This window comes from Prauserella shujinwangii (genome assembly GCF_003001955.1).
Lineage (GTDB): Bacteria > Actinomycetota > Actinomycetes > Mycobacteriales > Pseudonocardiaceae > Qaidamihabitans > Qaidamihabitans shujinwangii.
Window position 1 is genome coordinate 338937 of the sequence record NZ_PVNH01000007.1, and the last position, 24574, is coordinate 363510.

Consider the following 24574-nt stretch of genomic DNA (forward strand, 5'->3'; position numbering starts at 1 on the left):
CGCCACTCCACCCCGGCGCGGCCGCACGGTGACCCTGCTCGTGCTCGCCGGCTACCTCGTCGGGCCTGCCCTGGGCGCGGCGACGTAGCCGTGCCGGCCGCGCGGACGGGTGACGTGGCTCGCCGGCGCGAGCTTCGGCATCGGCCTGGCGCACCAGCAGCTCGGCTACCCGCTGGGGAGGGTGCTGCCCGAGCTCGGTGTCCCGGACGGGTGGCTCCGGTTGAGCGTGGTCGGCGGCGCGATCGTCGTCGCGGGTGGCTCCTGACGGTGCTGGTGGAGCGACCGGCGTACCGTGTACTGGCGAGGCCGCGTGCCGACGGCGGGCGGCCCGGCGCATCCGTCGACAGGCTGCCCGGCCCTCCGTCGTCCGTTTTTGTCGGGGGCGCGACCTAGCATGGGTGCGGGCCGGTGTCACCGGCATTCCACAGACCAGTTGTGAAGGGACCTTCGGGTGGCTGATCGCCTTGTAGTTCGTGGCGCCCGCGAGCACAACCTGCGCGGTGTCGACCTCGACCTTCCGCGGGACAGCATGATCGTGTTCACCGGGCTGTCCGGCTCCGGCAAGTCCAGCCTGGCCTTCGACACGATCTTCGCGGAGGGCCAGCGGCGCTACGTGGAGTCGCTGTCGGCCTACGCCCGGCAGTTCCTGGGGCAGATGGACAAGCCCGACGTCGACTTCATCGAGGGCCTCTCGCCCGCGGTGTCGATCGACCAGAAGTCGACCTCGCGCAACCCGCGCTCCACGGTCGGCACCATCACCGAGGTCTACGACTACCTCCGCCTGCTGTACGCGCGGGCGGGCAAGCCGCACTGCCCGCAGTGCGGCGAGGCGATCAGCAAGCAGACGCCGCAGCAGATCGTCGACCAGGTCCTCGACATGGAGCAGGGCACCCGCTTCCAGGTGCTCGCCCCGGTCGTGCGCGGGCGCAAGGGCGAGTACGTCGACCTGTTCGCCAACCTCCAGCAGCAGGGCTACGCCCGGGCCAGGGTCGACGGCGAGGTGCACTCGCTGGCCAGCCCGCCGAAGCTGAAGAAGCAGGAGAAGCACGACATCGGGGTGGTCATCGACCGGCTCACGGTCAAGCCCACGGCCAAGCAGCGGCTGACCGACTCCGTCGAGACCGCGCTCCGGCTCGCCGACGGCCTGGTGGAGCTGGAGTTCGTCGACCTGCCCGAGGGCGACCCGCACCGGCTGCGCGGCTTCTCGGAGAACCTGGCGTGCCCCAACGGGCACCCGCTCGCCATCGAGGACCTCGAGCCGCGGTCGTTCTCGTTCAACTCGCCGTACGGCGCCTGCCCCGAGTGCACCGGTATCGGCGTGCGCAAGGAGGTCGACCCGGAGCTGGTCGTGCCCGACGACGAGCTCTCGCTGGGCGAGGGCGCCATCGCGCCGTGGGGCGGCGGGCAGAGCGCCGAGTACTTCCAGCGGCTCCTGCAGTCGCTCGCCGAGACCATCGGCTTCCGCATGGACGTGCCCTGGCGCAGGCTGCCCGCGAAGGCGCAGAAGGCGGTGCTGCACGGCGTCGACGAGCAGATCCACGTCCGCTACCGCAACCGCTACGGCAGGCAGCGCTCGTACTACGCCAACTTCGAGGGCGTGATCCCGTTCCTGGAGCGGCGGCACGAGCAGACCGACTCCGACTACGCGCGGGAGCGGTACGAGGGCTACATGCGTGAGGTGCCGTGCCCGGCGTGTCAGGGCAGCAGGCTCAAGCCGGAGATCCTCGCCGTCACGCTCGAACACGCCACGCTCGGTCCCCGGTCGATCGCCGAGGTCTGCGCGTACTCGGTCGCCGAGGCGTCGGAGTTCCTCGACGGCCTCGTGCTGGACAAGCGGCAGGCGATGATCGCCGGTGCCGTGTTGAAGGAGATCCAGGCCCGGCTGCACTTCCTGCTCGACGTCGGTCTCGACTACCTCTCGCTCGACCGGGCGGCGGGCACCCTCTCGGGCGGCGAGGCGCAGCGCATCCGGCTGGCGACACAGATCGGCTCCGGCCTGGTCGGCGTGCTGTACGTGCTCGACGAGCCGTCCATCGGGCTGCACCAGCGCGACAACCACCGGCTCATCGAGACGCTCTCCCGGCTGCGCGACCTCGGCAACACGCTCATCGTCGTCGAGCACGACGAGGACACCATCCGGGCGAGCGACTGGGTCGTGGACATCGGCCCCGGCGCCGGTGAGCACGGCGGCCGGATCGTCCACAGCGGACCGTACAAGAAGCTGCTGCGCAACAAGGACTCGCTCACCGGCGACTACCTGGCCGACCGCAGGCGCATCGACATCCCGGCCATCCGCCGCCCGGCCGACAGGAAGCGGCAGCTGACGGTCGTGGGCGCGCGGGAGCACAACCTGCGTGGTATCGACGTGTCCTTCCCGCTCGGTGTCCTGATCTCGGTCACCGGTGTCTCGGGCTCGGGCAAGTCGACGCTGGTCAACGACATCCTCGCCACCGTGCTGGCGAACAAGCTGAACAACGCCCGCCAGGTGCCCGGCAGGCACACCCGCGTGCGGGGGCTCGACCACGTCGACAAGCTGGTGCGCGTCGACCAGTCGCCGATCGGCCGCACGCCACGGTCCAACCCGGCCACCTACACCGGGGTGTGGGACCACGTGCGCAAGCTCTTCGCCGCCACCACGGAGGCCAAGGTCCGCGGGTACCAGCCGGGACGGTTCTCGTTCAACGTCAAGGGCGGGCGCTGCGAGGCCTGCGCGGGCGACGGCACCATCAAGATCGAGATGAACTTCCTGCCGGACGTCTACGTGCCGTGCGAGGTCTGCAAGGGCGCCCGGTACAACCGGGAGACGCTGGAGGTCCACTACAAGGGCAAGACGGTCGCCGAGGTCCTCGACATGCCGATCGAGGAGGCCGCCGAGTTCTTCGAGCCGATCAAGGCGATCCACCGGCACCTGCAGACCCTGGTCGACGTGGGTCTCGGTTACGTCCGGCTCGGCCAGCCCGCGCCCACCCTGTCGGGCGGCGAGGCGCAGCGCGTCAAGCTGGCGAGCGAGCTGCAGAAGCGGTCCACCGGCAAGACGGTGTACATCCTGGACGAGCCGACGACGGGCCTGCACTTCGAGGACATCCGCAAGCTGCTGGGTGTCATCAACGGCCTGGTGGACAAGGGCAACACGGTGATCGTCATCGAGCACAACCTCGACGTGATCAAGACGTCCGACTGGATCATCGACATGGGACCGGAGGGTGGCTCCGGTGGCGGCATGGTCGTCGCCGAGGGCACCCCGGAGCAGGTCGCCGACGATCCGGACAGCTACACCGGCCAGTTCCTCAAGCCGATCCTCGGTTGAACCCGCATACTGGCGTCGTGCCGCTGACCAGCTACCGGTTCCGCACCTCGTGGCTGATCGGTGCGCCTGCCCGGGCCGTTTTCGCGACCCTGGTGGACCTCGGGACGTACCCGGACTGGTGGCCCGACGTGCGATCGGTGAGCCGCGTCGACGACGACGCCGCCGAGGTGACGTGCCGGTCCATGCTGCCGATCACGCTGACGCTGTGCCTGCGCCGGATGGAGCAGGACGAACCCGCGGGGCGGCTCGGGGTGGCGCTCACCGGTGACCTCGAGGGCTCACTGTCCGGAGTGGTCCGCGAGCGCGACGGCGGCACCCGGCTGGACATCACCCAGCGGGTGGTGGCCCGCAAGCCGCTGCTGCGGGCGCTGTCCCCGGTGGCGCACCCGGTGTTCCGCGCCAACCACGCGGTGATGATGCGCCGTGGCCTGCGGGGCCTCCGCGCCTACCTGACCACACGGCCCTCGTGAGTGAGAAACGTCGTTAGAGTGCGCCTATCTTAGGGGTTCTTAGGCTCTGACCTGGGCTTATCCGAGTCTACCTCGTCTCGCAGACGCTCCAGCGCCATCAGCACGACGGCCGAGAGCGAGCGGCGGGTACGCGCGGCGTAGTCCCGTGCCCACTGCCAGAGCCACTCGTCTTGCTGGCTCACGTACACCACCTTGTCGCCCATATGTCTTAGCCTGGGTTCCCTATGGATTACCTAGGTAAACCAGGGGTACCCTACGGCCTGTGCTTATCTACGTTCGGTTCCGTAAGGGCCTCGTTGGGGAGACGCGTCGGACGGTGCATCTCATCGAGATCACCCCGGAGACCTTCCAGTCCCCTGAGGCTCTCCCTGCGCTCTGTGGGCAGCTCTTCCGTCCTGGTGAAGCTGAACGTCTCGACTCAATGGGCGGTATGCCCTGTGTCGGCTGCCTAGCGAGAGCTGAGCCCCCTACCGAGAGCGGGAGGAGTCTCCCGTGACTCGCGCCCTGGTCATCAGCGTCCTTACCGGTCTCTTAGTCCTCTTCACTACTTCTGCGTCACAAGCGGAACCAAGACCTCTGCCTACGCCTTGTAACTGGCGTACTGAGTACGAACGGACCATCTATGAGTTAGGTGATGATCCTTCCAATTGGTTCTTGCTAGGCGGAGAGCCTATGCGTGACCCTAAGCGGGGTATCTACTTCGGTATGGTCTTCCATGAAGACGGTTCAGCGGCAGTAAACCCAGCTACGCCTTGCCGACTCGTTGCAGATGTTGTGCGCCATGAATGGATGCACCTACAGCAGTGGCGTATGTATGGACCTGACTTCGGAGCAGTCATGCTAGGTAAGCGACGCTTAGAGCTGGTAGCCGACTGTGGATCAATGCTACTCGGCTCGAAGTACACTCCCTATCTCCAGCAAGAGACCTGTACTCAGCGAGACCTAAGAGATGCTCGACGGCTTATCGACTACTAGTACTTAACCCAACGCAGAGTTAAGAATCCGGTTACGTTCACAGAAGCCTCTGAAGTCTGAGCGTTGGCATCTATCACTACGACGGTCCCAGAGGTAAGCCGGTACTCAGTGCCGAGTCTCATTCGACGTTCGTCAACGGGCTGTAAGTCATCATCATAGGTAATAGTCTTAGCAGAGTTGACTAACCTCAGCAGGTAGTTACCGGCTCCTGAGGGAGTAGCTGCCGGAAAGTCAAACCCAGCGGTGAACACCCACAAGCCAGACCTATTGAGCGTAAAGAGCTTGTGGTCAAGGTCAGGGGTGACGAGAGCGGTAGTATAGATCGAAGTCGCAAACGCGATGTTCGTCAAGTTGAAGTTGTCTACGGCTACCGTTCCATCCGTCTCATAGCGTGCTTCTGTTTCCTCCAGAGGGTCTAGGTCGCTCGCTCTGAGCTTCTCTCCAGCTAGAAACTCTGCCATGTCTTCCTCGCTCGCTCGTATGTTGCTCGGGTCTTCTTCGTGACCATCCCGGTAAGTGTCTTGGCATGTGTTCCCCCTACAGACCTAGTACAGGAGCCTTGTAGACACTGATTGAATCTCCGGCCGTAAGGGCCTGTGAGACCGGATCAACCGTAAATGTCTGTGGACTAGTAGCCCCCGAGATAGCCGTAACGTTGACGACCACACCGCCTACTTCAATCTCAAACGGGAAGTCATCAGTAGCGGTAGTCCACAAAGGGCCTGAGTTAGTGGCCACAGACAGACTCGTAGCCCCCGCAGATACTCCCGTAACTAGCTCTGAGTCGTCCGTATCGAGGTGACACAGCTCAGGGTCGGTATCTCCCGTGTCAGCGGCTAGGACAATCACCCTCCAGGGCTCAAAGCGTGAACACGCGAACTCTGTAGTCCACTCCATAGGGCTTATCTGTGTCTGAATACCCTCGACAACCAACGAGATTGTTTCTGAGGGAAGCTCAGGAAAGACCTGCTCTGGGTTGATAATGTCGATACGAGCCGTAGGGCTGATACCTGCTACCTGCGCAGCGAGGCTAGGCGTAGCCCGGAGGTTCAAAGAGACTGACGGGAATCGATAGCCCTCTACCGTTCCCTTGTGAACTACCCACGCCGCATAGTCCCGCAGCAAGTCAACTAAACCGACGTTGACACTGACCTCACCGTCATAGAGACCGATGGTGTTAGTACCCAGAGGGCCATCTCTGTCTTCATAGACCGCTTCTGAACCTTCCCGCTGGTCGGCTGTGGCCTTGTTAATGACACGCTGGTCATCATCAGTAGGCGCGAAGTCAGGAGCTAGCTCGTTGCTCGCAACGTCAATCGTCAGAGCAGCCGAAGAGCTTTCTACAGACTCTCGACTTACGTAAGTCAGCCCAGCGCTCGTACCGTCATATACAATGCCCTGGTCTGTCGCCTCTATCTCTCTCACCAGGTTCAGGAAGGTATCCGGGAACTGTGCTCCCATCTGGGTAATCGAGGTAGCAGGGCCGCTGTACTCCACACCGTCCTCAGCACATAGACGGGACAGCCTCACCACCGCATCCTCATTCAGCAATGCGTCAGTACCAACGTTGTTCAGCTCGGTTACGTTAGCGTCAAAGTCCGCGAGCGTCAGAATCATGATATGACCGAAGCTCAGTTCAGTGTCTCCAACGTCGCAGTACCACCTAGCCATGCTGAGACCAGGGCCGAGGTCTACGTCAGTGATGTTGCCGTTCATGACCTGCTGGCCGTCTACATAGAACTGGTAATCAACGCCAGTGCCGTTCTGGGCAAACCTCACCGCGAAGAAGTGCCAGATACCGTCACGCTCTTCTACAGGAAGAAAATAGGGCTCAACATTCACGGTCGTAGTTGGTGTTATCGCCTTAATGAGTCCGATAAGCCCATCAGTCCGCTCAAAAGTGAAATAGAGAGCGTAATTATTAGGGTCATTCAAGTAGAAGACTACCTGTGCTTGAATCTCGCTACCGTCGTCGTAGTCAATCTTCTGTGCCCAAGCTAGAGCCCAGCCCGCACCAGGTACACCCTGTAACGTCGCTACAAGTCCACCACCGTCAGCCGCTACAGGAGCACGCTTGGTTGGCACATAATCGTCTGTCGCTCCCCACGATATCTTGCCCTGAGGGGGCGGGGGTGACAGGATAAACGTCATATTCGTATTGCCGAAGACAGGTCTACCTACCTTAGCGTCTTTACCTTCTTCCAAAGGCCAGTAGTAGACCGGGGAGAGGTTAGACGTCACAAACCTGTATAGAGCCGACTGCTCGGCACTCTTTAACTGCTGAATTCGACGCAGAGAGCCATTAGCGCCTATGGAAACGACGGGAACGTTACCCTTCAGGTTCCACGTAGGGGTAAACCCTGTGACGTAGCCTTGAAAGAGCGTCTCGTCAAAGACTGCCGTCTGAGTGGCTCTAACCCTCAGCGGCGTATTCCGTCTGACGTTCGGGTAGCTGGGCGACTGTGGCCCTAAGCTGTACTTTGCTCCCGTATTCGTTACCGAGAACGAGCACTCGGCAGGCTGAGAGTCGGAAGCCTCATCCGAACGGCCTAGCTTAATACTAATAGGACCGTCTTCGTAGCGAATGTCAGTCGTAATGTCCGTCCACACCCACGTGGACGAGTCCGCAGTTAAGTCCGCTCCCCAAGCGATTTCCACAAAGAGGGTAGCGTCGGCTAACTCCTGAGGCAGTAAGGGAACGCCCATTATGCACCCCTGATCTGAATCTGACCGGAGCGGATAAGTTGCATAATCAGCGTGGCAACGGCCGTATCAGTGTTACCCCGGAAAGTCATCGAGACACCAGAGGAACTATCAACACGACCAGCAGGGGTAACCGTCTCTCCTGCCTGGAGCAGCGCTAGCATCTCACTACCAGGTGCACCAGGAACCTTGCCACCCCTGTGGAAGGTAGGGATGTTGGGCACACCGAAGCTATTCCCACCGATGCCAGGCACCCAGCCTGGGATAGTGAAAGAAAGTCGGCCAACGGTGTTGTTCCAAATAGAGGCAACGAAGTTGAACGCAGACCGGAAAGCGTTCTTAATGCCCTCACCGATAGCACGGAAGAAGCCACCGATACGACCAGGTAATGACCGGAACCAATCGACCACACCGGCCGCCTTATTGCGTACCCAGTTCCAGGCGTCAGAGAATCGCTGACCTATCCAGCGCGCAACGTTGCCAACGAGGTTACGCACCCACGCCAGACGGTCACCTATCCAGTTAACGACTGTGGTGAAGACCTTCTTCACCTTATCCCAATGAACGATCATTAGGACAATAGCAGCGATAAGGGCGGCTATACCTACAACTACCCACGTAATAGGGTTAGCCAGTAGGGCAGTCGTAAATGCCCACACGGCTGGAATCGCCGTAGTAAAGAGCGACTTACCGAACGCTGCGATCACAGGAATCAAGAAGTTGGCGAAACCTGAAGCTAGGTCACCTACGCCCATACCAAGCGTTAAGAGACGCTCTCCGAGCGAGAGTGAGTCGTCTGTGAGTCCCGTAAAGGTGTCCTGTAGACCGGTAATCGTGTCACGGAAGCCCATTGCCTTGGTGTCAGCGTTGTCAGCCGAGTCAATGAACCTGTCCGTTGAGCTTCCCGCTCTTTTAACGCTGTCCGACGCTTTACCAACGTCTTTACCCATAGAGTCCGCAGACTCACCGACCTTGTTAAAGGCTTTTTCAAGGTTCGCAGTGTCACCAGCGAACGTGAGCGTAACCGTAGGTCCAGCCATTAGCTGTCAACCTCCACTCCGGCCTGTCTGGCAACGTCGATAAGAGCTTGCTCAAAGGTGTCGTAGACACGCTGACTCTGTTCGTCGTATGCCTTCCAGATGTAGCGGCCTGACTTGAAGAACGGTCGCTTAACCGAGCGGTTCCTACCTACCCGGCCACCGAAGTCAAGCCAGGCGTAGTAGGGGAAGCGCTTGCCACCTCCCGCTACACGAGCCGCCGTCCTAGTAGACCGGGCTTTCAGTGACGACACTGCGTGCCCACCCTTACCCGGCCCTCTCGGTACACGAGGCTTGGCCGTCTGAACGATTAGCTCAGCGGCCTTGTTACCAGCAAGGCGCACACCTTTAGGGAGATCACCATCAATCTTCTTGAGATTGCGGGTGAACTCCCTTAAGCCATCAATCTTGATAGGCTCTGGTGTGGTCATTAGTACCTTCTCGCGGGTGCTTTCGCCTTAGCCTCTGCTTTGAGTCGCTCTAGTTCCTGCCGCTGGGCTCTTCTACCGTGGTAGACGTTCCAGTAGACGAATTCCTCGTGAGTGAGGTGCTCTCGCAACTGACGGACCGTCATCTTCAACCGGTCTGCTAGGTAGAACTCAAACTCAAGCTCTCCGTCAAACTCAAAGTCTAGGTAGGCTCTTTTGGGTTAATCTCCAGTCCAGACAGAGCCGCAATGGCCCTAGAGACTCTTTCAATCTCACCGGCGTTAGATGCCGCCTGCCAACGTTTAACGTCGTCTACGTCCATCTCAGGGTCAACCATGGCCTGCACTAAGATTTTGCGTTCCATGACCTCTTTGGGCATCTCTTTATTATGGATCTGAAGAACCTCAGCCCGAGATAAGGCACGAAACCTAACAGTGCCGACGCCTGGAATCTCTAACTCGTCCTCTTCCAGACGATTTGTGAAGAGTAGTTCCTTGTCCACCATGACTACACCTGGTCAATCGTAGTTACGTCGTCAGTGAGTTGAAGCTCAGCCGTCCACGTAATCATGTCGGCTACCGGAGAGGTCTCCTGGTAGCTCGTAACGAGTACGTTCACGGTGTCTTCAGGCAAGCCAGTACCGGTACCTTCCGGTCGCCATACAAAAGCCACGACCGTACCGATAAGCGGCTGGATAGTCGCACGAGGACCTGTAGCGCCATCCTCGTAGATACCCGAGATGGTAGCCGTACCGTTTTTCAGCCCACCCTGGAACGTGTGGGCATTCTTCCCGTACGTCGTGGTGTCGTGGGAATCAGCACTGTTGGTGTACTCGGTGTTGTTTACAAAGGTAGAGAGGTCTACCGAGTCTAACGAGCAGTAAGACCCTTTACCGTGCACAAAGGCCATGGTTTAGCTCCCTGAGCCAGTTACGTCGATTTGAAAGATTGCTGCGAGGTACTCAACGCCTGCGATGGTGACTACCTCGAATGACGCTGAACTGACGGTTGCTACGTCGTAAGCGGTAGCCGTGTGGTTGTCGATAGCCGCCTTCACACTTGAAGCCCCTGAGCCGTTCGCATACTGCGAGAGCTCGTCACGAGACGTACGCGCATCAACCTTGCCCACAACGAGGGTTACGGGGAACGTGGCTGTATCAGACCCGCGCTGGTAAGTAGCGTCGAAGTTGTAAGGCTCCGGGAAGCCCACAGACGCAGCGGGAGGGGTAACCCTCTCTGCCCAATAGGGAAACACCCTGAGACCAGAAATAGTCTCTAAGGCAGCCCCTAAGTCGTCCATGACGTTTCCGATATCCATTACGCAGCTCCCCAGATGCGCCGGTACGGAGTCACGGCTACGGCTACGTCAGGGTCTACGCGTGCTAGGAGACGCATCTCTGACCCCTGGTCTGGAGACCCAGCGATACCAAAGGGAGAGTCTCGCCTGATTAGGAAGCGAGACGCTTGTAAGAGCGTGGCCTCTACGATCGCTGTAGGTACAGAGGTCCATCCAAACGTAGCCGTAACCCGGATACCATCCTCTAATGCTGTCGGCTGTGTAGTGGAGTCAGAGTTAACGACAATCTCAGTCCACGGACGGCTCTCACTCGAAGCATTAGCGGGCTTCAATCGGTAGTCGGTAATCTCGCTTGCATAGGTCTCGTCAGCGTCGCTGTCGTAGTGAACTAGGAGACCCGTACTGGTCATCACGTCGTCTATCTCGATGACCCAGCGAGCACGCCTTTTATCCCACCGAGCGGTATAGAAACGTTCCTGTACGGCACCCGTGTTACCGAACTGTCTGTTCGTCGCCTGGTCGATAGCACGGGAAGCGGCAGTAATGGCATAACCGACCTCAGCGTCATCAGCCGTGTCCGTGATACGAACAAAGTTCTTCAGTTGAGTAGCGGTTACGTAGTCAGGAGCCCACGCCATCACTGCCACCTCCCTTCATGTGCATTAGCAAATACGCTGGCCAAAACTAAACGGCGTCGTTTACCAGCAGCGAGTACGCGTTAACGTTCTGCACTGCGCCATCGGCACGAGCCCAGACGGTGTACTCCACCTGACCCTCATTAGCACGGCTGTAAGGGTTGACGATAAGAGTCACGTCCCGAACGCGACGGATGATGTAACCCTCACGAACGTGCCCAAAGACACCCCAGGTGTTACTAGAAGCGTCGGTGTAGTCCGCGAAAGCCTGGTCAATAACGACACGGTGACCCAGAAGCACACCACCAGGAGCGTCCTGTAAGCCTGCGTCAGCCTGAGACTGCCACAAGGGACGGCCGGTAGTGTCTTCCATCTTCCGAATAAGGGACAGGGTGGTGTCATTGAAGACCCACACCGCACCAGAACGGTAATCGGGGTCAACGGTGTGGAGAGCATCAATTAACTCGTCTTTGGTAGGCGCTGCGCCAGCGAACGTCTGACTAGCCCCCGTGCTCTGAATGATGCCCTCAGGCTCACCAGTGCCCGTACCGGTAACCCAATCGACAGCCTGAGCCCGTGCGATGCGCTCACCGAGCTTGCGGGAGATAAGCCCCTGAATATCAAAGGCGGAGTCCTGGAGAAGCTCCACAGAGACCCGTAACGGGAGGTTACCCGCGCCGGGAGCCACGTACTTGTGAGCCCCAAGAGTAACCTCACCAAACACGAGGTCAGCTCCACCAGAGGCCGGAGCCGTGTTCTCAGTGGCAATAACGCCAGAGTTAGCCGTGTCATCGAGGGTCGGCCAACGGAGAGTCTCACCGCTAGAAGTGGTAATCGTCTCTACTTCAGGAGCAAGGCCACCGAAAGCCAAGAGACGCTCCGTGATCTTATTACGGAAGGTCTCAGGCACCGTAAAGCCACCAGCCGAGTCAGTACCCACAGACTGAGCACGCAGCTCGGCAAGGTCTTGGTTCTCAACACCCGTACGAAGATAGTGGTTAAAGGCGCGCTCTAAGGTGTCGTCAGACTTGGCCGTACCCACGTGGACACCCACGTCATTACGGATAGGCTCCTGATACGACTTCAAGCGCGCTCGCATGTCCTCAGAGCGCTGGACAGCCGTAAGCTTGCCCTCTAACTCTTCGAAACGAGCAACCTCTTCGTCAGTCAATTCACGCCCATTGGCCTCATCAAGGATAGCCTGGAGCGCTGCTAGAATTTCTTCCACAGTCACTGTGTCCTCATTCGTTTTTGAGCCCAACGGGCACGGATAAGACGGGATCTAAGTTCGCTCTTCGTCTGCGCATAAGGATCAAAACTGCGCAGAGCTACAGCAGCGGACTTATAAGCCGGGTACGTCACCGCTGAAACGTCTAAGAGACGCTCCATAGTGGTGTGCGTCCTGATAAGCGAACCGTCGTTCTGCTCATTCAGGGTGTACTTACCGGGAATAGCAGCAAAGGACGCCCCGTCAACGTCACCCCGCTGCACAAGTTCTTTAAGGTCATTGGCATAGCTCGTGTCTGGTAGGTCAACCTCGAAAGCTAAGCCCTCACGGTCAATCTTCACCCTGAGAGTGCCGCTCGACTGCCTACCGAGCACGAGATTAGGGTCATGATTAATAAGAGCGCGTACGTCCGTGTCCGACCTGTCTAACGCATCAGTGAACGCAGTTGGAGCGATACGCTCTCTAATCCCGTTCTCTACGATTGCCTCTTGAAAGAACACAGCCGCGTGACCATGCAGCGTGTTAGAACGCATCTCGGCTTTATCTAGCTTGGCTGAGAAGGTTAGTACCTCGCCCATTGGTATTCTCCGGCTGACCCAGCTGATTAGGCTGATCTGATTGGACAGGTTGCGCGAAGCCTTGCCTAGGAATGTCCCCACCCTCGACGGGCGGTAGATTCCTCTGAGCACGAGCCTCATTAAGCGTCAGAAGACCTGAATCAATCTGTTCGATCAGTAACCTAACTTCGTCTTCCGGGGACGGCTTTAAGTAGCCGCTGAAATCGAACTCCACTAACCGAGGATTCTCTACGAGCGTAGACAGAGCCTCTTGGAGCCTTAACGTCCACGGCATGAGCACGTGACGTGCCAAGCCTCTATTCTGTTCTGATAGTCCGGTACCCCAGCTTGTAGACTTCTCGGTTAAGCCCAGCAGGTGAGGGGGTACACCCCACCAGCGGCCAATCTCTTCAATCTGGAATGTCCGCGACTGTAAGAACTGTGCATCTTCAGCCGACATAGACCAGGGAGAGAGCTTCAGCTTTCGGTTGATAACCGCAATCTCGCCCGCGTTCTCTGGGCCGGTCATCTTCGCCTGAAGGTCAGCCTTAATGGTCTCGGCTTCGTCCTTGGTGACATCCTCTTCAGGCGTAACGATGATGTTGTAAGCACCACCGTTCCTGAACATACGAGCGGCAGAGCGATCACCAGCGAGAGCCGTCCCCAGAGAGTTACGAGCGAATCTGATAGGGGACATACCTCTGAGCCTGTCTAACGACGGCCCCATTACCTGAGTCATACCTCTAGCGTCTTTAACGAGCGGCTCTCTACCATCAAGGTGAATCTTGTAAAGCTTTCCCCCAGGAGCCCTATCGTTCCATTCCACCGTGACGTAAGAAGGATGCACAGGGAGAAGCCCGATTAGCTGCCCAGCCCCACCATATCGGTGGAGTAAGAACGCGTCTCCGTGTAAGAGAAGGTGTAAGACCACAGTCTCTTTCCAAGAGAAGGGAGTCTGTAGCCCTACCTCGCTCGCTGCACCTGCTGGGTTATCAAGGAACGATCTAACTGTCTGTCTACGGCCCTCAGCAACTGTGAGAGTCTGTAAGGGTAGTGAGGCGATGGTTCCGGCAATGAGGTTAACCGAGCGATAGACAGCACTAAGGTTGAGTGCCGTCATTTCGGATACCGGCTCACCTGAATAGTTTAGGGAACCGTACCCGAAAAGTTCGGCCACGACGGGATCGCCCACGCTGACCACGTGGGCTGATCGTTTCATGGATCGCCGGAAGGGCCACCACCCCATACAGCCCAGAATACGGCGTGTCAAGCCCCCTGTCTCGCCATCTTTTATCGAATTTTATACGACGGCTAGTTTCGGCTTAGGTGGTGGCAGAATCTTTGCTAAGTGAACGGCACCAGCAGCGGCATAAACGGCGTCAATGTCTCCGTCTCCCTGTCTGCTAAATCTCCAAGCGTCACCTTGTCTCTGCTTCTGTGCGTTCTCTACGTGCTTATTGAGCAACGGGTCATCAGAGTGCGCAACGAGATGTCCGGTAACTAGTTCGGAGAAGCTCATACACACGGTGGTGACTTCCGCTCTGATCTCTTCCACCTTGGTACCGCGCGGCGGCCATGCGGTCTTGTAGCCGTACCGTCTCTGTGGGTCCGCTAGGTCAGCAGCTACCACAGCAGCGGGACCGCTAGGGAACCATCCGAAGAGAGCAGGCTTTACCGCAGCGACCCACGTCGGCAGCTCTTTACGGAGATCGTTAGTGCACCCAGGGCCGGACCAGTGGTGGATAACCTCCACACGTACCGTGCCGTCCTCTTGCACAGCAGCCGCTACAAGAGTGGCATGTCTCGCGTTCATAGAGACGTCCACACAGAGCGCTACCCGGTCCCGTAGCTGGTCCATAGTTCCCGCTGAGACGCACGCAGACCAGCCGTCAGGGTCTACCGCTGGGTCAAGGTGGTTAACCCGCTGACAGAGCACCTCAGTACGGAACGTTGCTAACTCTTGGCCTCCCGCTAGCCTCGCTCGCTGAGCGTCACCAAGGATGCTGTCTAGCTCGATGCGCCTACCAAGGTTCGGGTTAGCCGCTGCGATAGCGTTAACGTCCGTAGGGTCTGCGCCATCAGGAGCGCTCCACTCGAAGATACCTAACCGTGGGTCTCCCTTACCGTCCTTCAGGTAGGAGAGCGCAGAGTCTCTGAGAGAGTCGAGCACGATCGAAGAGTCGTCACCTTGGTTGGTGATAGCTACCGCCTGCGCATCAGGCACAGCGTTCATAGCGTTAGTGGCAGCGCCCCAGGCATCCCACGAATCATGCTCTCGTAGCTCATCGAGAATGAGACGGTTAATCGTCAGTGACCGACCACCGCGACGGTTAGACGCAGCGATGCGGTACTTACAGCCATCCTTAGTCGTCAGGCACTCGTTACCGATTGCCCTTGTGACACCGCTCGTGCCGTTACGACTCGGCGGGGGAATCTCACTAGCTAGGTACGGATTTGCTTCCGCAATCTCGATAGCCTTCAACCAAGACTCTTTGGCGTACATCAGATTGGTAGACGTACCAAGGATCATCTTCTGTCGCTCTACAAAGAGCCAATAGAGACTGAGCACTACACAGAGGTGTGTCTTACCGTTCTGTCTAGCGACGATAATTAAGACCTTGCGGAATCGAGGCCGGCCGTCTTCGAGTAACTCCCCAGCGTGGATAACTGCCCACTCTTCCCAGGGGTCCAGCGGTAATCTCAGTACCTCGTTAGCGAAGTCGATAACATCAAAGCCGTAGCTGGTCTCAGGAGTCAGCGCACGGAGAGGAGGTGTCCACAGCCTAGGTTCCGTGTGACCTAGCGGCCCGTCTTGCTCGTAACTCATCGAGCTTGGAATTACCGACATTCTGGTCTTGCTCCTTGCTCTTGGCAGCAATAGCCGCCCGGCTCTTAGGCGTCATGCCCAGCTCTACGAGCACCTCTAGAAGTTTTGAGCTGGTCAGTCGACCGTTTCCTAGCTTCATATCCATTTCGACGGCCAATCTCCGGGCCATTGCTACCGCTGCCCGGTCTTTATCGGTGAATTCCATCGCTTGAAGGGCCTTTTCTAGCTCTGCCGTAACTTGCGGTGAGTGCTCCATAAGAACTCCATAGGTGGACGTATAAAAAATTTTCAGGGGACGGCGGGTGTATGGGAGAGGTCAGACTGTGAAGTTTTGAACTCCCGGCCCAGCCTCTCACTGTCTTCGGCTCACCAATCGGTCATCTTCTTTGGTTCAGGATTGCTCTTCGTTGGATCACCAATCTTCAGGTTGCACTCACGACACGAGGCGACCATGTACTGAGGGTTGTCCCCTGTCACTCTTCTACCTTTGGTGTGGTGAACCTGAGTAGCTTCCCCTGTGCACACCCCCGGTATCTTAAGGTTGCACTGCCCATAGTGAGGGGGGCCTTTATTGTTAGCTAAGATCATGGCCCTAATCCCCCGGTACTTCCCGTAAGACCCAGCCTTATGCCAGTTGTCAGTCACGTCTATGCCTAGTGGGATAAGGGACGTACCTACTATCAATCTCGTATCGAGTAGCTGTCGAGTAGTTACAGCGTCCACAGATCAGGAAGTCTCCTATATCTACTTTCCACCTCATAGGTTTCACTGTTCCTACCTTCATTAGCAAGTGCCCTGCCGTACAGCGGTCTTGCTCCATGACTCGTTCCTCTCGCCTCTCCTGGCTCCGGCCGTCCGTGCTCGGGGTGGTTCCGGAACCGCTTCGCAGTTGATCTTTCCTATGTAGTGGTGGTTCCCGGTTCCCTCCTAAGGGAGGGGAACCGGGGAACCACCTCACTACCGGTTCCGGGAACCACTGGGAACCACTGGGAACCACCTAAAAGCCCAGGTCGCTACAGCGGGAACGGGGGATCGACCCCACCAGCAGAAGGGGTGGTTCCCGGCCCTGAGTGGCCCGCTGAGCGGCTGTAGGGGCCACCCCCGTCCCTTCCATGCCCCTTGAGTATGCCAGCCTTCACGAGGGTATCTATCTCACTATTAATGGCAGCTTTTCGACCCTGAACGCGCTGATTAATCTGATTCTTACTCAGTCTTACGATGTCATCATCGAACGCATCGAGAATCTTTTCTCGTAGGTCAGTACGGCGGCTTCTCTCGTTAAGAGAGTCCCTAGTCTGTCCCGTCGCCTTCAATTCAAGTGTTTCTGGGTTCCATTGAATCTCACACGCTTCTTGGTTGATACCACGTCGACCACTAGCAGCTAGGAACGCCGGGCCACCATTCCTACGGGTATAGATCCAGCCCACGTCTTGCCAGTCGTTTAGTCTCGTAGCACCTCTTGTGCGTTCTTCTCCCTCTTCATGGTCAGCACGTCCCATATGCGCAGTCATGAAGAGGTTGGCAACCTGGGCTTGATTCTTAACGTAGTCGATTGCGTCTAGGAACTGGCCTACACCTGAGTTGTCATTCTCGTCTATGCCACACTGAGAAAGAGCTTTGGTGTAGGTATCCAGCATGAGGGTATGGACACCACCAGGTACCCCTTTAAGCTGCTCGATGAGCCATTCCTGTGCTCTATCGTCAGTGAGCGGGAGACGAACACCTCGCAAGTTGACTGGAGCAACCATGCCGTCTGTGTTCTCAATACCCAGCTTTGCTAAGTCTCGCTGTACGTCCCGCTCTTCCATCTCGTAGTTCAGATATACAATACGGCCAACCGGCTGTGTGACATTGAACTTTCCGAGAAACGGCACCCCGTCACAGAGGCTTTTAATGAGGTTAAAGAGCATGGTTGACTTGCCGACTTTGAACTTCGCTGTAATGACTGTGTTGTGCCCGTCTCCATGTAAGCCTTCAATTAGATATTGAACGGGAGGTAGAGGCTTGGCCAGGAACGTACCGAGAGTGCCACCTAAAGGCTCGGGAGGTCTGAAGGTGATGGTCTTAAGGTAGTCCCTGACCGCCTGTCTAACTTCCTCGTCTCTAACCTTCTGTTGGAGGTTAGATGCGTCAATTCCTCGCAGCTTGGCAAACTCTTGTAGTTCAGGGTCCACCTTTTCGAGGTGGTCCAACTCTCGATTCATTTGCTCCGCTGGAGTTAACTCGTCTTCTGTCATGGAATACACTGCTTTCCCTCCAGTGAGCATTAGCCGAAGAGACAAATCTTTTGGTACTTGCCAGAATTGACGCCACTTTTGATCGTGTCCTTAGCTTCTTTATCGGTTAGACCTAGGTCTAGTGCAATGGTTAGCAGTCGCTCTGTGGCTACGTCTTCGTCTAGTCCAGACCCACTAATAAGCCCTCCCGCAACACGTGCTACCTTATAGAGCCTTACGTTTCTATTTCCGGGTATGGCTTGTTTCAACCACACGAGCCATCGGTAAAACTCACGTGCTAAAAACGATGTTTGTTCGTCGGTAAGCCTCCCTCCCGAGTAGTTGGGATCAGTCGAGACTCTGTAGGTTCCCTTGTGTGTCTTATGCCGATCAAAGACAGTCTGTAACCATCGCCTCTGTCGTTCCCTATCCTCGTCAGTAGGTGACGCGAGACCTTCCCAATCGATAGGCTCTATCGGCTCGTATCCCTTATAGCCGTATTTGCGTCTGTACGTGCCCGGTACGAAAACGAAGCCCCTGCCGACTCCGTACTTGTCTCCAGCTTGATAGTCGATACCCGGCCACAGGTCAGTGATCTTTCTAAGACCACTCGGCGGAACGTACAGATGTTGACCCCCGCCAGGCGTAGAAACGCTTCCTTTAACCGGCGGTAGAACGTTAGCCTCTCGCAGCAGAGCTAAAGATTTATCTCCACCATTTCGAGGGTCTACGTCGATAACATCGAACTTGACTCCCGTCACCGCACAGATAGCGCTTGTAGGGAACCAAGCTCGAAGTACGCTTGTGTCAACCTGCGACTCTTGCCAACCTTTCGGGTACCAGAACTCTGGTTCAGGGTCATAGTTGGGCTCAGCGACGAATACGGGCACTCCGTGCGAGATGTAATCTGTGGCTACGGATAGGTACCTCTCCCTCGTTCTCACGATAACGCCACCACCATGCTTGCCAAGCCAGCCAGGGAACCAGCCAGAACGAAGTAGAGGAAGCACAGGAGAAGGACACGATCAGACTTAGTCATTTCAGACCTCTTAGATTGCTAGACCTGCGTAGATAAAGGTGATTGCTACTGCAATGAGAGGGAACGCAACTAACCGTGCGACAATCCACGACTTAGGACGGCACGTGCGTGAATGTGGCCTCTTAAGACAAGCCCAGAGCCGCCTAGTCATTGCTAGTCTCCGACTCAGGGAGAAGGGCACGCAGACGCTCTATCTGTTCGTCAGAGAGCTTAGGAACACGCGAGAGAGTCTCACGAATGAAGTCGGCTACCCGCTCAGTTTCGTACTCAGCTCGAATAGCGTCTATCTCACTCTGGGACTTACCCTCACGGATAGCGACAGCTAACTGACCCAGTAAGGACCTAGTTCGCTTAGATGCGGGCATGAAAAACCTCTCGATTACTAAGCCAGTGCCTAATGATCGAGAGGTCTACCTAGCGGATGCCCTGGCTGGTGGGCTGGTGTACGGGGACCATCGTACACAGTCGGATGCCGATTGTCTCAGAATGGGTCTGAGCTGCGAAAATGCGGGGAAATGGAGCCTCAGCGAGCGAACCGAATGCGGTCTTCGACGGGTGAGGGAATGCGTCCCCGCCGCTGGGCAGGCTTAACCCTCAGCTCTCCGATAAGAGCAGGAGTGAGCAGATAAGCGGCTACTTGCCTCTTCTGCTGGCTAGTAGCAGCCTCCCAGCGTTCTTCTAGACGCTTACCAGGGGGAAGAAGCCCCGCCACGATAGAAGGTGTCGTCAGCTCTTCTAACCGCTCCTGAGCCTTCACCTCTTGTGCTGTAAGCCTCTTCTCTTCGGCCGTAGCCATACGAGCCGAGACCTCACCGGCTTCGACGTCAGCTTCTAGCTGTCTGATATCCATGCGGATAGTAGCTAGCTGATCCTTAACGGCTTGGACTTCCCTACTCCTATCCTCTCCCTTAACGAGCTTGTCTATGTGAGCACCATCGGACAGGTACGCGATAAGAAGTAAGGTGATCTTCCCGTTCAGCTCGTGATAGTCGATACGAGTGCAGCCACGAGACTTGCAGCGGTACACAGGGTTTCGACCCTTGTTAGCGAGCACAGACAGTCCGTCTCCACAGACGTCACACTTAGCGATACCGGACAGAAGGTGTGTGGCCCTTCCATGCCTGCGCTGGGTCTTCTCCGGGGAACTCGTAGCCTCTGCGTTCTCATCCAAGATGCGCTGAGCCTGATAGAAGACGCTCGGCGTGATGAGAGCAGGCCACACCCCGCTGTAAGTCTTACCCTCGTATGTGCGCTTAGCTATGTATGCCTCGCTCCGTAGCCATGAGTAGAGCACAGGGCGGCTCAGACGGTTACCGCTACGAGACCTAATACCCCGCTCGTAGAAGTCCCTCTCGATGGCTCTGAGACTTTCGCCCGCTGTGAAGCGCTTGAAGACCTCTTGCACTACCTGAGCCTCTGCCGGTACCGGCTTCAGGTTTACCAAGCGAGGCTTACCGTCTACTACTGCATGGACAGCCTCGTAGCCGTAGCGCTTGCCGTTGTTCGGTAGCCCACGCTCGGCCGCAAGGCTCTTACCGCTCAGGATGCGGCTAGAGAGCTTGCCACTCTCATACTGTGCGTCCACGCCATCCTCCTGGAGAGTACGGACGTCTCTCGCGTTAGAAGGATCGTAGACCTTGCCGTGAGTAGCTACGGCTATCTGCACCCCTGCCGCTTCGCACAGCTCGATAAGGAGACACCACTCACTGAGCCGACGGCTACCCCTACTGGCCTCATGGACTACCAAGAGATCAGCCTCAAAGGCGCCGCTCTTCAGGTCGGTAACTAGCTGCTTGTAACCTCCCCGCCTCTTACGAGAGAACTTGGACGCACTTACCAGATCACTGTAGGGCTCAGGGTGCCTAAGCCAGCCGTTATCGACGATCATCCGGCCGTTATCGCTCTGCTGACGCTCTAGCGAGACCGTCTGACCAGACGAGTTACGCCAGTAGTCCCTAGCCACGAGTGTCTTACTAGCTGCCTGACCTGGGCTTTCGAGGGTTGCCGTCATGCCATCAGAATAGCACCCCTAAAGAATCTGCACTAGAACAACGTTTCGCACTCACGAGGGCCGGTGCGGCGGTCAGGCGGGGACGGGTTCCCTTGCCGGTTCGGGCTCGGGCGATCCGGCGTGGTCGTCGACCAGCGTCGCCTCGTTGAACGGGTCCCGGCCGGAGAGCACGCGCGCCGCCTGTGCCCGGTTGAACTCCCTGGTCCACGAGCCGATCACCACGGTGGCGATGGCGTTGCCCGCGAAGTTCGTCAGCGCGCGGGCCTCGGACATGAACCGGTCGATGCCGAGGATGAAGCCGACGCCGTCCACCAGCTCCGGCCGGTGCGACTGCAGCCCGCCCGCCAGGGTGGCGAGTCCCGCGCCGGTGACGCCCGCGGCGCCCTTCGACGCGATGATCATGAACAGCAGCAGGGAGATCTGCTCGCCGACGCCGAGCGGGCTGCCCTGCGCGGTGGCGATGAACAGCGTCGCCATCGTCAGGTAGATGGCCGTGCCGTCCAGGTTGAACGAGTACCCGGTCGGCACGGTGATGCCCACGACCGGCCTGCTCACGCCGAGGTGCTCCATCTTCGCGATCAGCCTGGGCAGCGCCGACTCCGACGACGACGTGGAGACGATCAGCAGGAACTCCCGCGCGAGGTAGCGCAGCAGGCTGAACACGTTGATCCGGGCGCCGAACCACAGCACGGTGCCGAGGACGGCGAACACGAACACCAGGCACGTGGCGTAGAACCCGAGCATGATCACCGCGAGGCTGCGCAGCGCGTCCCAGCCGGTCTCGCCGACCACGGCGGCGATCGCGCCGAACGCCGCGACCGGCGCCGCCCACATGATCATCGCGAGGACGCGGAACACGAGCCGCTGGATGTGCTCGACGCCGCGCAGGATCGGCTCGCCCGCGCGGCCCATCTTCTGCACGGCGAACCCGGCGAGCAGGGCCACCAGCAGCGTCTGCAGCACCGAGCCCTCGGTGAACGCCGACACGAGCGTCTCGGGGATGATGCCGAGCAGGAAGTCGACCGTGCCCTCACCGCCCTCGGCGGCCTCCGCCTGCACCTTCGCGACCGACTCCGGATCGAGCTGCATCCCGGAGCCCGGGTGCAGCACGTTGCCCACGACCAGTCCGATCGCCAGGGCGAACGTGGACATCAGCAGGAAGTAGCCGAGCGCGATCAGGCCGACCCTGCCCACCTTCGCGGCCTTGGCCACCTTGCCGATGCCGAGCACGATGGTGCAGAAGATGATCGGGCTGATCATCATCTTGATCAGGCTGACGAACCCGCTGCCGAGCGGCTTGAGCTCCTGCGCGACGCCGGGGACGGCGAACCCGACGATCACGCCGAGGATCACCGCGGCGATCACGGCGAGATACAGGTAGTGCATCCGGTCGCGGCGCCTGCCGGGCTGTGCGGTCTCCGCTGTCGGTGGTGTCGGCACCGTTGCCTCCGTAGGGGTCGATCGAAAGTCACGACGACTATCCGCACCGGCCCGCGTCCCGGTCACGGTTGTGTTCATTTCGTTCGCCGGTCCTGTGGTCTCATGAGGCGTGACCCCACGCTGGAGCCTCGCCCGGCAGCTGCTGCTGTTACAGCTCGTGCTGGTGGTGCTGCTCGTCGGCGCGGGAGCGACGCTGGCGTACCTCGACGCGGCCAGGGCGACCGACGAGAAGGCGCGCGAGGAGGTCGTCTCCGTCGCCGCGACGGTCGCCGACTCGCCCAGCGTGCGTGCCGCGCTGGAGACGGCGGACCCGGCCGCCCGGCTGCAGCCGTTCGCCGAGCGGGTCCGCGCCGACACCGAGGTCGACTTCGTCACGATCATGCGGCCGGACGGCATCCGCTACACCCACCCGACACCGGAGCGGATCGGCCAGCGCTTCCTCGGCAACACCGGGCCCGCGCTGCGCGGCCGCCTGTTCACCGAGACCTACACGGGCACCCTCGGCCCCTCGGTGCGCGCGGTCGCGCCCGTGTTCGGAGCCGACCGCGAGGTGGTGGCGCTCGTGGCCGCGGGGATCACCGTGGACGCGCTCACCGCCGAGCTGGACAAGCGGCTGCGGCCGCTGTTCGCCGTCGCCGCGGGGGTGTTCGCGGTCGGGGCCGGCGGCAGCTACCTCGTCAGCGCCCGGCTGCGCCGCCAGACGCGCGGCGTCGCGCCCGCCGAGCTGAGCGGGATGTTCGAGTACTACCAGGCGATCCTGCACTCGGTCCGGGAAGGGCTCGTGCTCGTCGGGCGGGACGGGCGGGTCGTGCTGTGCAACGACGCCGCCCGGGAGCTGCTGGCCCTGACCGGCGACGTCCGGGACGTCCCGGTGGCGGAGCTCGGCCTGTCCGGGGAGCTGGCCGCGACGTTCACGGCCACCGAGCCGCGCACCGACGAGTTGCACGTGACCGACACCCGCGTGCTGCTCGTCAACACCGCGCCGGTGCGCTCGGAGGGTCGCGCGAGGGGCAACGTCGTGACCCTGCGCGACCACACCGAGCTGCAGAGCCTGACCGGCGAGCTGGACACGGTGCGCGGGTTCGCCGAGTCGCTGCGCTCCCAGGCGCACGAGTCCGCCAACCGCCTGCACGCCGTGGTGTCGCTGCTGGAGCTCGGGAAGGTGGAGCAGGCGGTGCGGTTCGCGACCGCGGAACTGGAGACCGCGCAGCAGCTCACCGACCAGGTGGTCGGCGCGGTGTCGGAGCCGGTGCTGGCCGCGGTGCTGCTGGGCAAATCGGCGGAGGCGGCCGAGCGCGGGGTGGAGCTCGTGCTCACCGACGACACCGCGCTGCGGGACACCGAGGTCCCCTTCGACACCCGCGACCTGGTGACGATCCTCGGCAACCTGGTGGACAACGCGCTCGACGCCGCCGTGGAGGCGGCCGCGGGCCGGCCGCCGACGGTGACCGTCACCGTGCGGATCGACGGCTCCGCGTTGCTGCTGCGCGTCGCCGACAGCGGGCCCGGCGTCGCGCCCGAGCTGGTGCCGGAGATCTTCCGCCGGGGCTGGTCGACCAAGCCCGGCGGCGAAGGCGGACGCGGGCTGGGGCTCGCGCTGGCCGGACAGGCCGTGCGCCGCAACGGCGGCACCGTCGACGTCGCGGGCGGCCCGGACGGCGGCGCCGCCTTCACGGTCCGGCTGCCACTGCCTGCTACCGTCCCGGGCCGAAGGGACGGCTCCGGATGATCGACGTGCTCGTGGTGGAGGACGACCCGGTGGCCGCCGACGCGCACCGGCAGTACGTCGAGCGCGTGCCCGGCTTCACCGTCGCCGGTGTCGTGCACTCGGGCGGCGAGGCCGTGCGGTTCTGCGAGCGGCGCCGCGTCGACCTCGTCCTGCTCGACTTCTACCTGCCCGACACCCACGGTCTCGCCGTCTGCCGGGCGTTGCGGGCCGCCGGGACCGCCGTCGACGTGCTCGCGGTCACCTCGGCGCGGGACCTGGCCGTCGTCCGCGCCGCGGTGTCGGCGGGCGTCGTGCAGTACCTGCTGAAGCCGTTCACGTTCGCGTCGCTGCGGGAGAAGCTGGAGCGCTACGCCGAGTTCCGCGCGCAGGCGACGGGTGCGGGCGAGGTGAGCGGGCAGGCCGACGTGGACCGCATGCTCGCCGCGTTGCGCACCCCCGACCACCACGCGCTGCCGAAGGGCATGAGCGGGCCGACCCTGGACGCGGTGACGGCCGCACTGGGGGACGCACCGGACGGGCTGTCCGCCGCCGCCGTGGCCACCGTCACCGGGGTGTCGAGGGTGACGGCGCGGCGCTACCTGGAGTACCTCGCCGACAACGGGCTGGTGCGGCGCCGCCCGCACTACGGCCAGGTCGGCAGGCCGGAGGTCCGCTACCAGCCCGTGACCTGACACCG

Annotated in this window: 19 protein-coding genes; 5 read left to right on the plus strand and 14 right to left on the minus strand. The window is 60.0% G+C overall.

Translation table 11 applies throughout. From position 1 onward, the window contains the following. Nucleotides 1–109 precede the first annotated feature (109 nt). From B0I33_RS30815 to B0I33_RS18900, 3 genes are all read left to right on the plus strand, one after another. A complete protein-coding gene (locus tag B0I33_RS30815) occupies nt 110–265 on the plus strand; it encodes a hypothetical protein (protein WP_181193359.1) in 156 nt (51 codons plus the stop codon). Nucleotides 266–451: 186 nt separating this feature from the next. Beyond that, the gene (gene uvrA / locus B0I33_RS18895) at nt 452–3307 is read left to right on the plus strand and encodes an excinuclease ABC subunit UvrA (protein WP_106180111.1); all 2856 of its coding nucleotides are present in this window, start codon (nt 452–454) and stop codon (nt 3305–3307) included. 17 nt (nt 3308–3324) lie between these two features. Next, nucleotides 3325–3777, plus strand: a complete 453-nt coding sequence (locus B0I33_RS18900; RefSeq protein ID WP_106180112.1) for an SRPBCC family protein — start codon at nt 3325–3327, stop codon at nt 3775–3777. A gap of 971 nt (nt 3778–4748) precedes the next feature. Here the strand turns inward: B0I33_RS18900 and B0I33_RS29715 are convergent. The 14 genes from B0I33_RS29715 to B0I33_RS18960 all read right to left on the minus strand — a co-directional run bounded on the left by B0I33_RS29715 (nt 4749) and on the right by B0I33_RS18960 (nt 22115). Further along, complete coding sequence (locus tag B0I33_RS29715; RefSeq protein ID WP_146147527.1) at nt 4749–5213, minus strand: hypothetical protein; 465 nt, start codon at nt 5211–5213, stop codon at nt 4749–4751. A 76-nt stretch (nt 5214–5289) separates the two neighbouring features. Continuing rightward, nucleotides 5290–7410 carry a hypothetical protein gene (locus B0I33_RS29720; RefSeq protein WP_146147528.1) on the minus strand — a complete coding sequence of 707 codons (2121 nt, stop codon included), beginning with the start codon at nt 7408–7410 and terminating at the stop codon, nt 5290–5292. A gap of 47 nt (nt 7411–7457) precedes the next feature. Next, nucleotides 7458–8495: a hypothetical protein gene (locus tag B0I33_RS29725; RefSeq protein ID WP_146147529.1), complete on the minus strand. Its 1038-nt coding sequence runs from the start codon at nt 8493–8495 to the stop codon at nt 7458–7460. A 627-nt stretch (nt 8496–9122) separates the two neighbouring features. Next, on the minus strand, nt 9123–9425 hold the full coding sequence (locus B0I33_RS29730; RefSeq protein ID WP_146147530.1) for a hypothetical protein: 303 nt from the start codon (nt 9423–9425) through the stop codon (nt 9123–9125). A 2-nt stretch (nt 9426–9427) separates the two neighbouring features. Beyond that, entirely contained in the window at nt 9428–9829 is a 402-nt protein-coding gene (locus B0I33_RS18915; RefSeq protein ID WP_106180115.1) for a hypothetical protein, read from the minus strand. Between the two features lie 3 nt (nt 9830–9832). Then, a complete protein-coding gene (locus B0I33_RS29735; protein ID WP_146147531.1) occupies nt 9833–10237 on the minus strand; it encodes a hypothetical protein in 405 nt (134 codons plus the stop codon). A gap of 663 nt (nt 10238–10900) precedes the next feature. Next, the gene (locus B0I33_RS18925; protein ID WP_106180116.1) at nt 10901–12085 is read right to left on the minus strand and encodes a phage major capsid protein; all 1185 of its coding nucleotides are present in this window, start codon (nt 12083–12085) and stop codon (nt 10901–10903) included. After that, nucleotides 12082–12657, minus strand: coding sequence for an HK97 family phage prohead protease (locus B0I33_RS30920; RefSeq protein WP_181193360.1), 576 nt, complete (start codon nt 12655–12657; stop codon nt 12082–12084). Before B0I33_RS30920 ends, B0I33_RS18925 begins: the two co-directional genes overlap by 4 nt. Then, nucleotides 12620–13828, minus strand: a complete 1209-nt coding sequence (locus tag B0I33_RS18935) for a phage portal protein (protein ID WP_219927217.1) — start codon at nt 13826–13828, stop codon at nt 12620–12622. The genes B0I33_RS30920 and B0I33_RS18935 overlap by 38 nt, the downstream gene beginning before the upstream one ends. A gap of 1591 nt (nt 13829–15419) precedes the next feature. Beyond that, nucleotides 15420–15719, minus strand: a complete 300-nt coding sequence (locus B0I33_RS30925) for a terminase small subunit (RefSeq protein WP_425440491.1) — start codon at nt 15717–15719, stop codon at nt 15420–15422. Nucleotides 15720–16476: 757 nt separating this feature from the next. Then, nucleotides 16477–17700, minus strand: a complete 1224-nt coding sequence (locus tag B0I33_RS18945) for an AAA family ATPase (RefSeq protein WP_181193361.1) — start codon at nt 17698–17700, stop codon at nt 16477–16479. A 29-nt stretch (nt 17701–17729) separates the two neighbouring features. After that, a complete protein-coding gene (locus B0I33_RS30930; RefSeq protein ID WP_106180121.1) occupies nt 17730–18689 on the minus strand; it encodes a bifunctional DNA primase/polymerase in 960 nt (319 codons plus the stop codon). A 552-nt stretch (nt 18690–19241) separates the two neighbouring features. Next, complete coding sequence (locus tag B0I33_RS18955) at nt 19242–20729, minus strand: recombinase family protein (RefSeq protein WP_106180122.1); 1488 nt, start codon at nt 20727–20729, stop codon at nt 19242–19244. Between the two features lie 72 nt (nt 20730–20801). Further along, a complete protein-coding gene (locus B0I33_RS18960; protein WP_106180123.1) occupies nt 20802–22115 on the minus strand; it encodes a cation:dicarboxylate symporter family transporter in 1314 nt (437 codons plus the stop codon). Nucleotides 22116–22278: 163 nt separating this feature from the next. On the opposite strand from B0I33_RS18960, the gene B0I33_RS18965 reads away from it, so the two are divergent. After that, nucleotides 22279–23898 (plus strand): ATP-binding protein, encoded by a 1620-nt coding sequence (locus B0I33_RS18965; RefSeq protein WP_106180124.1) that lies wholly within the window; start codon nt 22279–22281, stop codon nt 23896–23898. Continuing rightward, nucleotides 23895–24569: a response regulator gene (locus B0I33_RS18970; protein ID WP_106180125.1), complete on the plus strand. Its 675-nt coding sequence runs from the start codon at nt 23895–23897 to the stop codon at nt 24567–24569. The genes B0I33_RS18965 and B0I33_RS18970 overlap by 4 nt, the downstream gene beginning before the upstream one ends. Nucleotides 24570–24574: the final 5 nt, after the last annotated feature.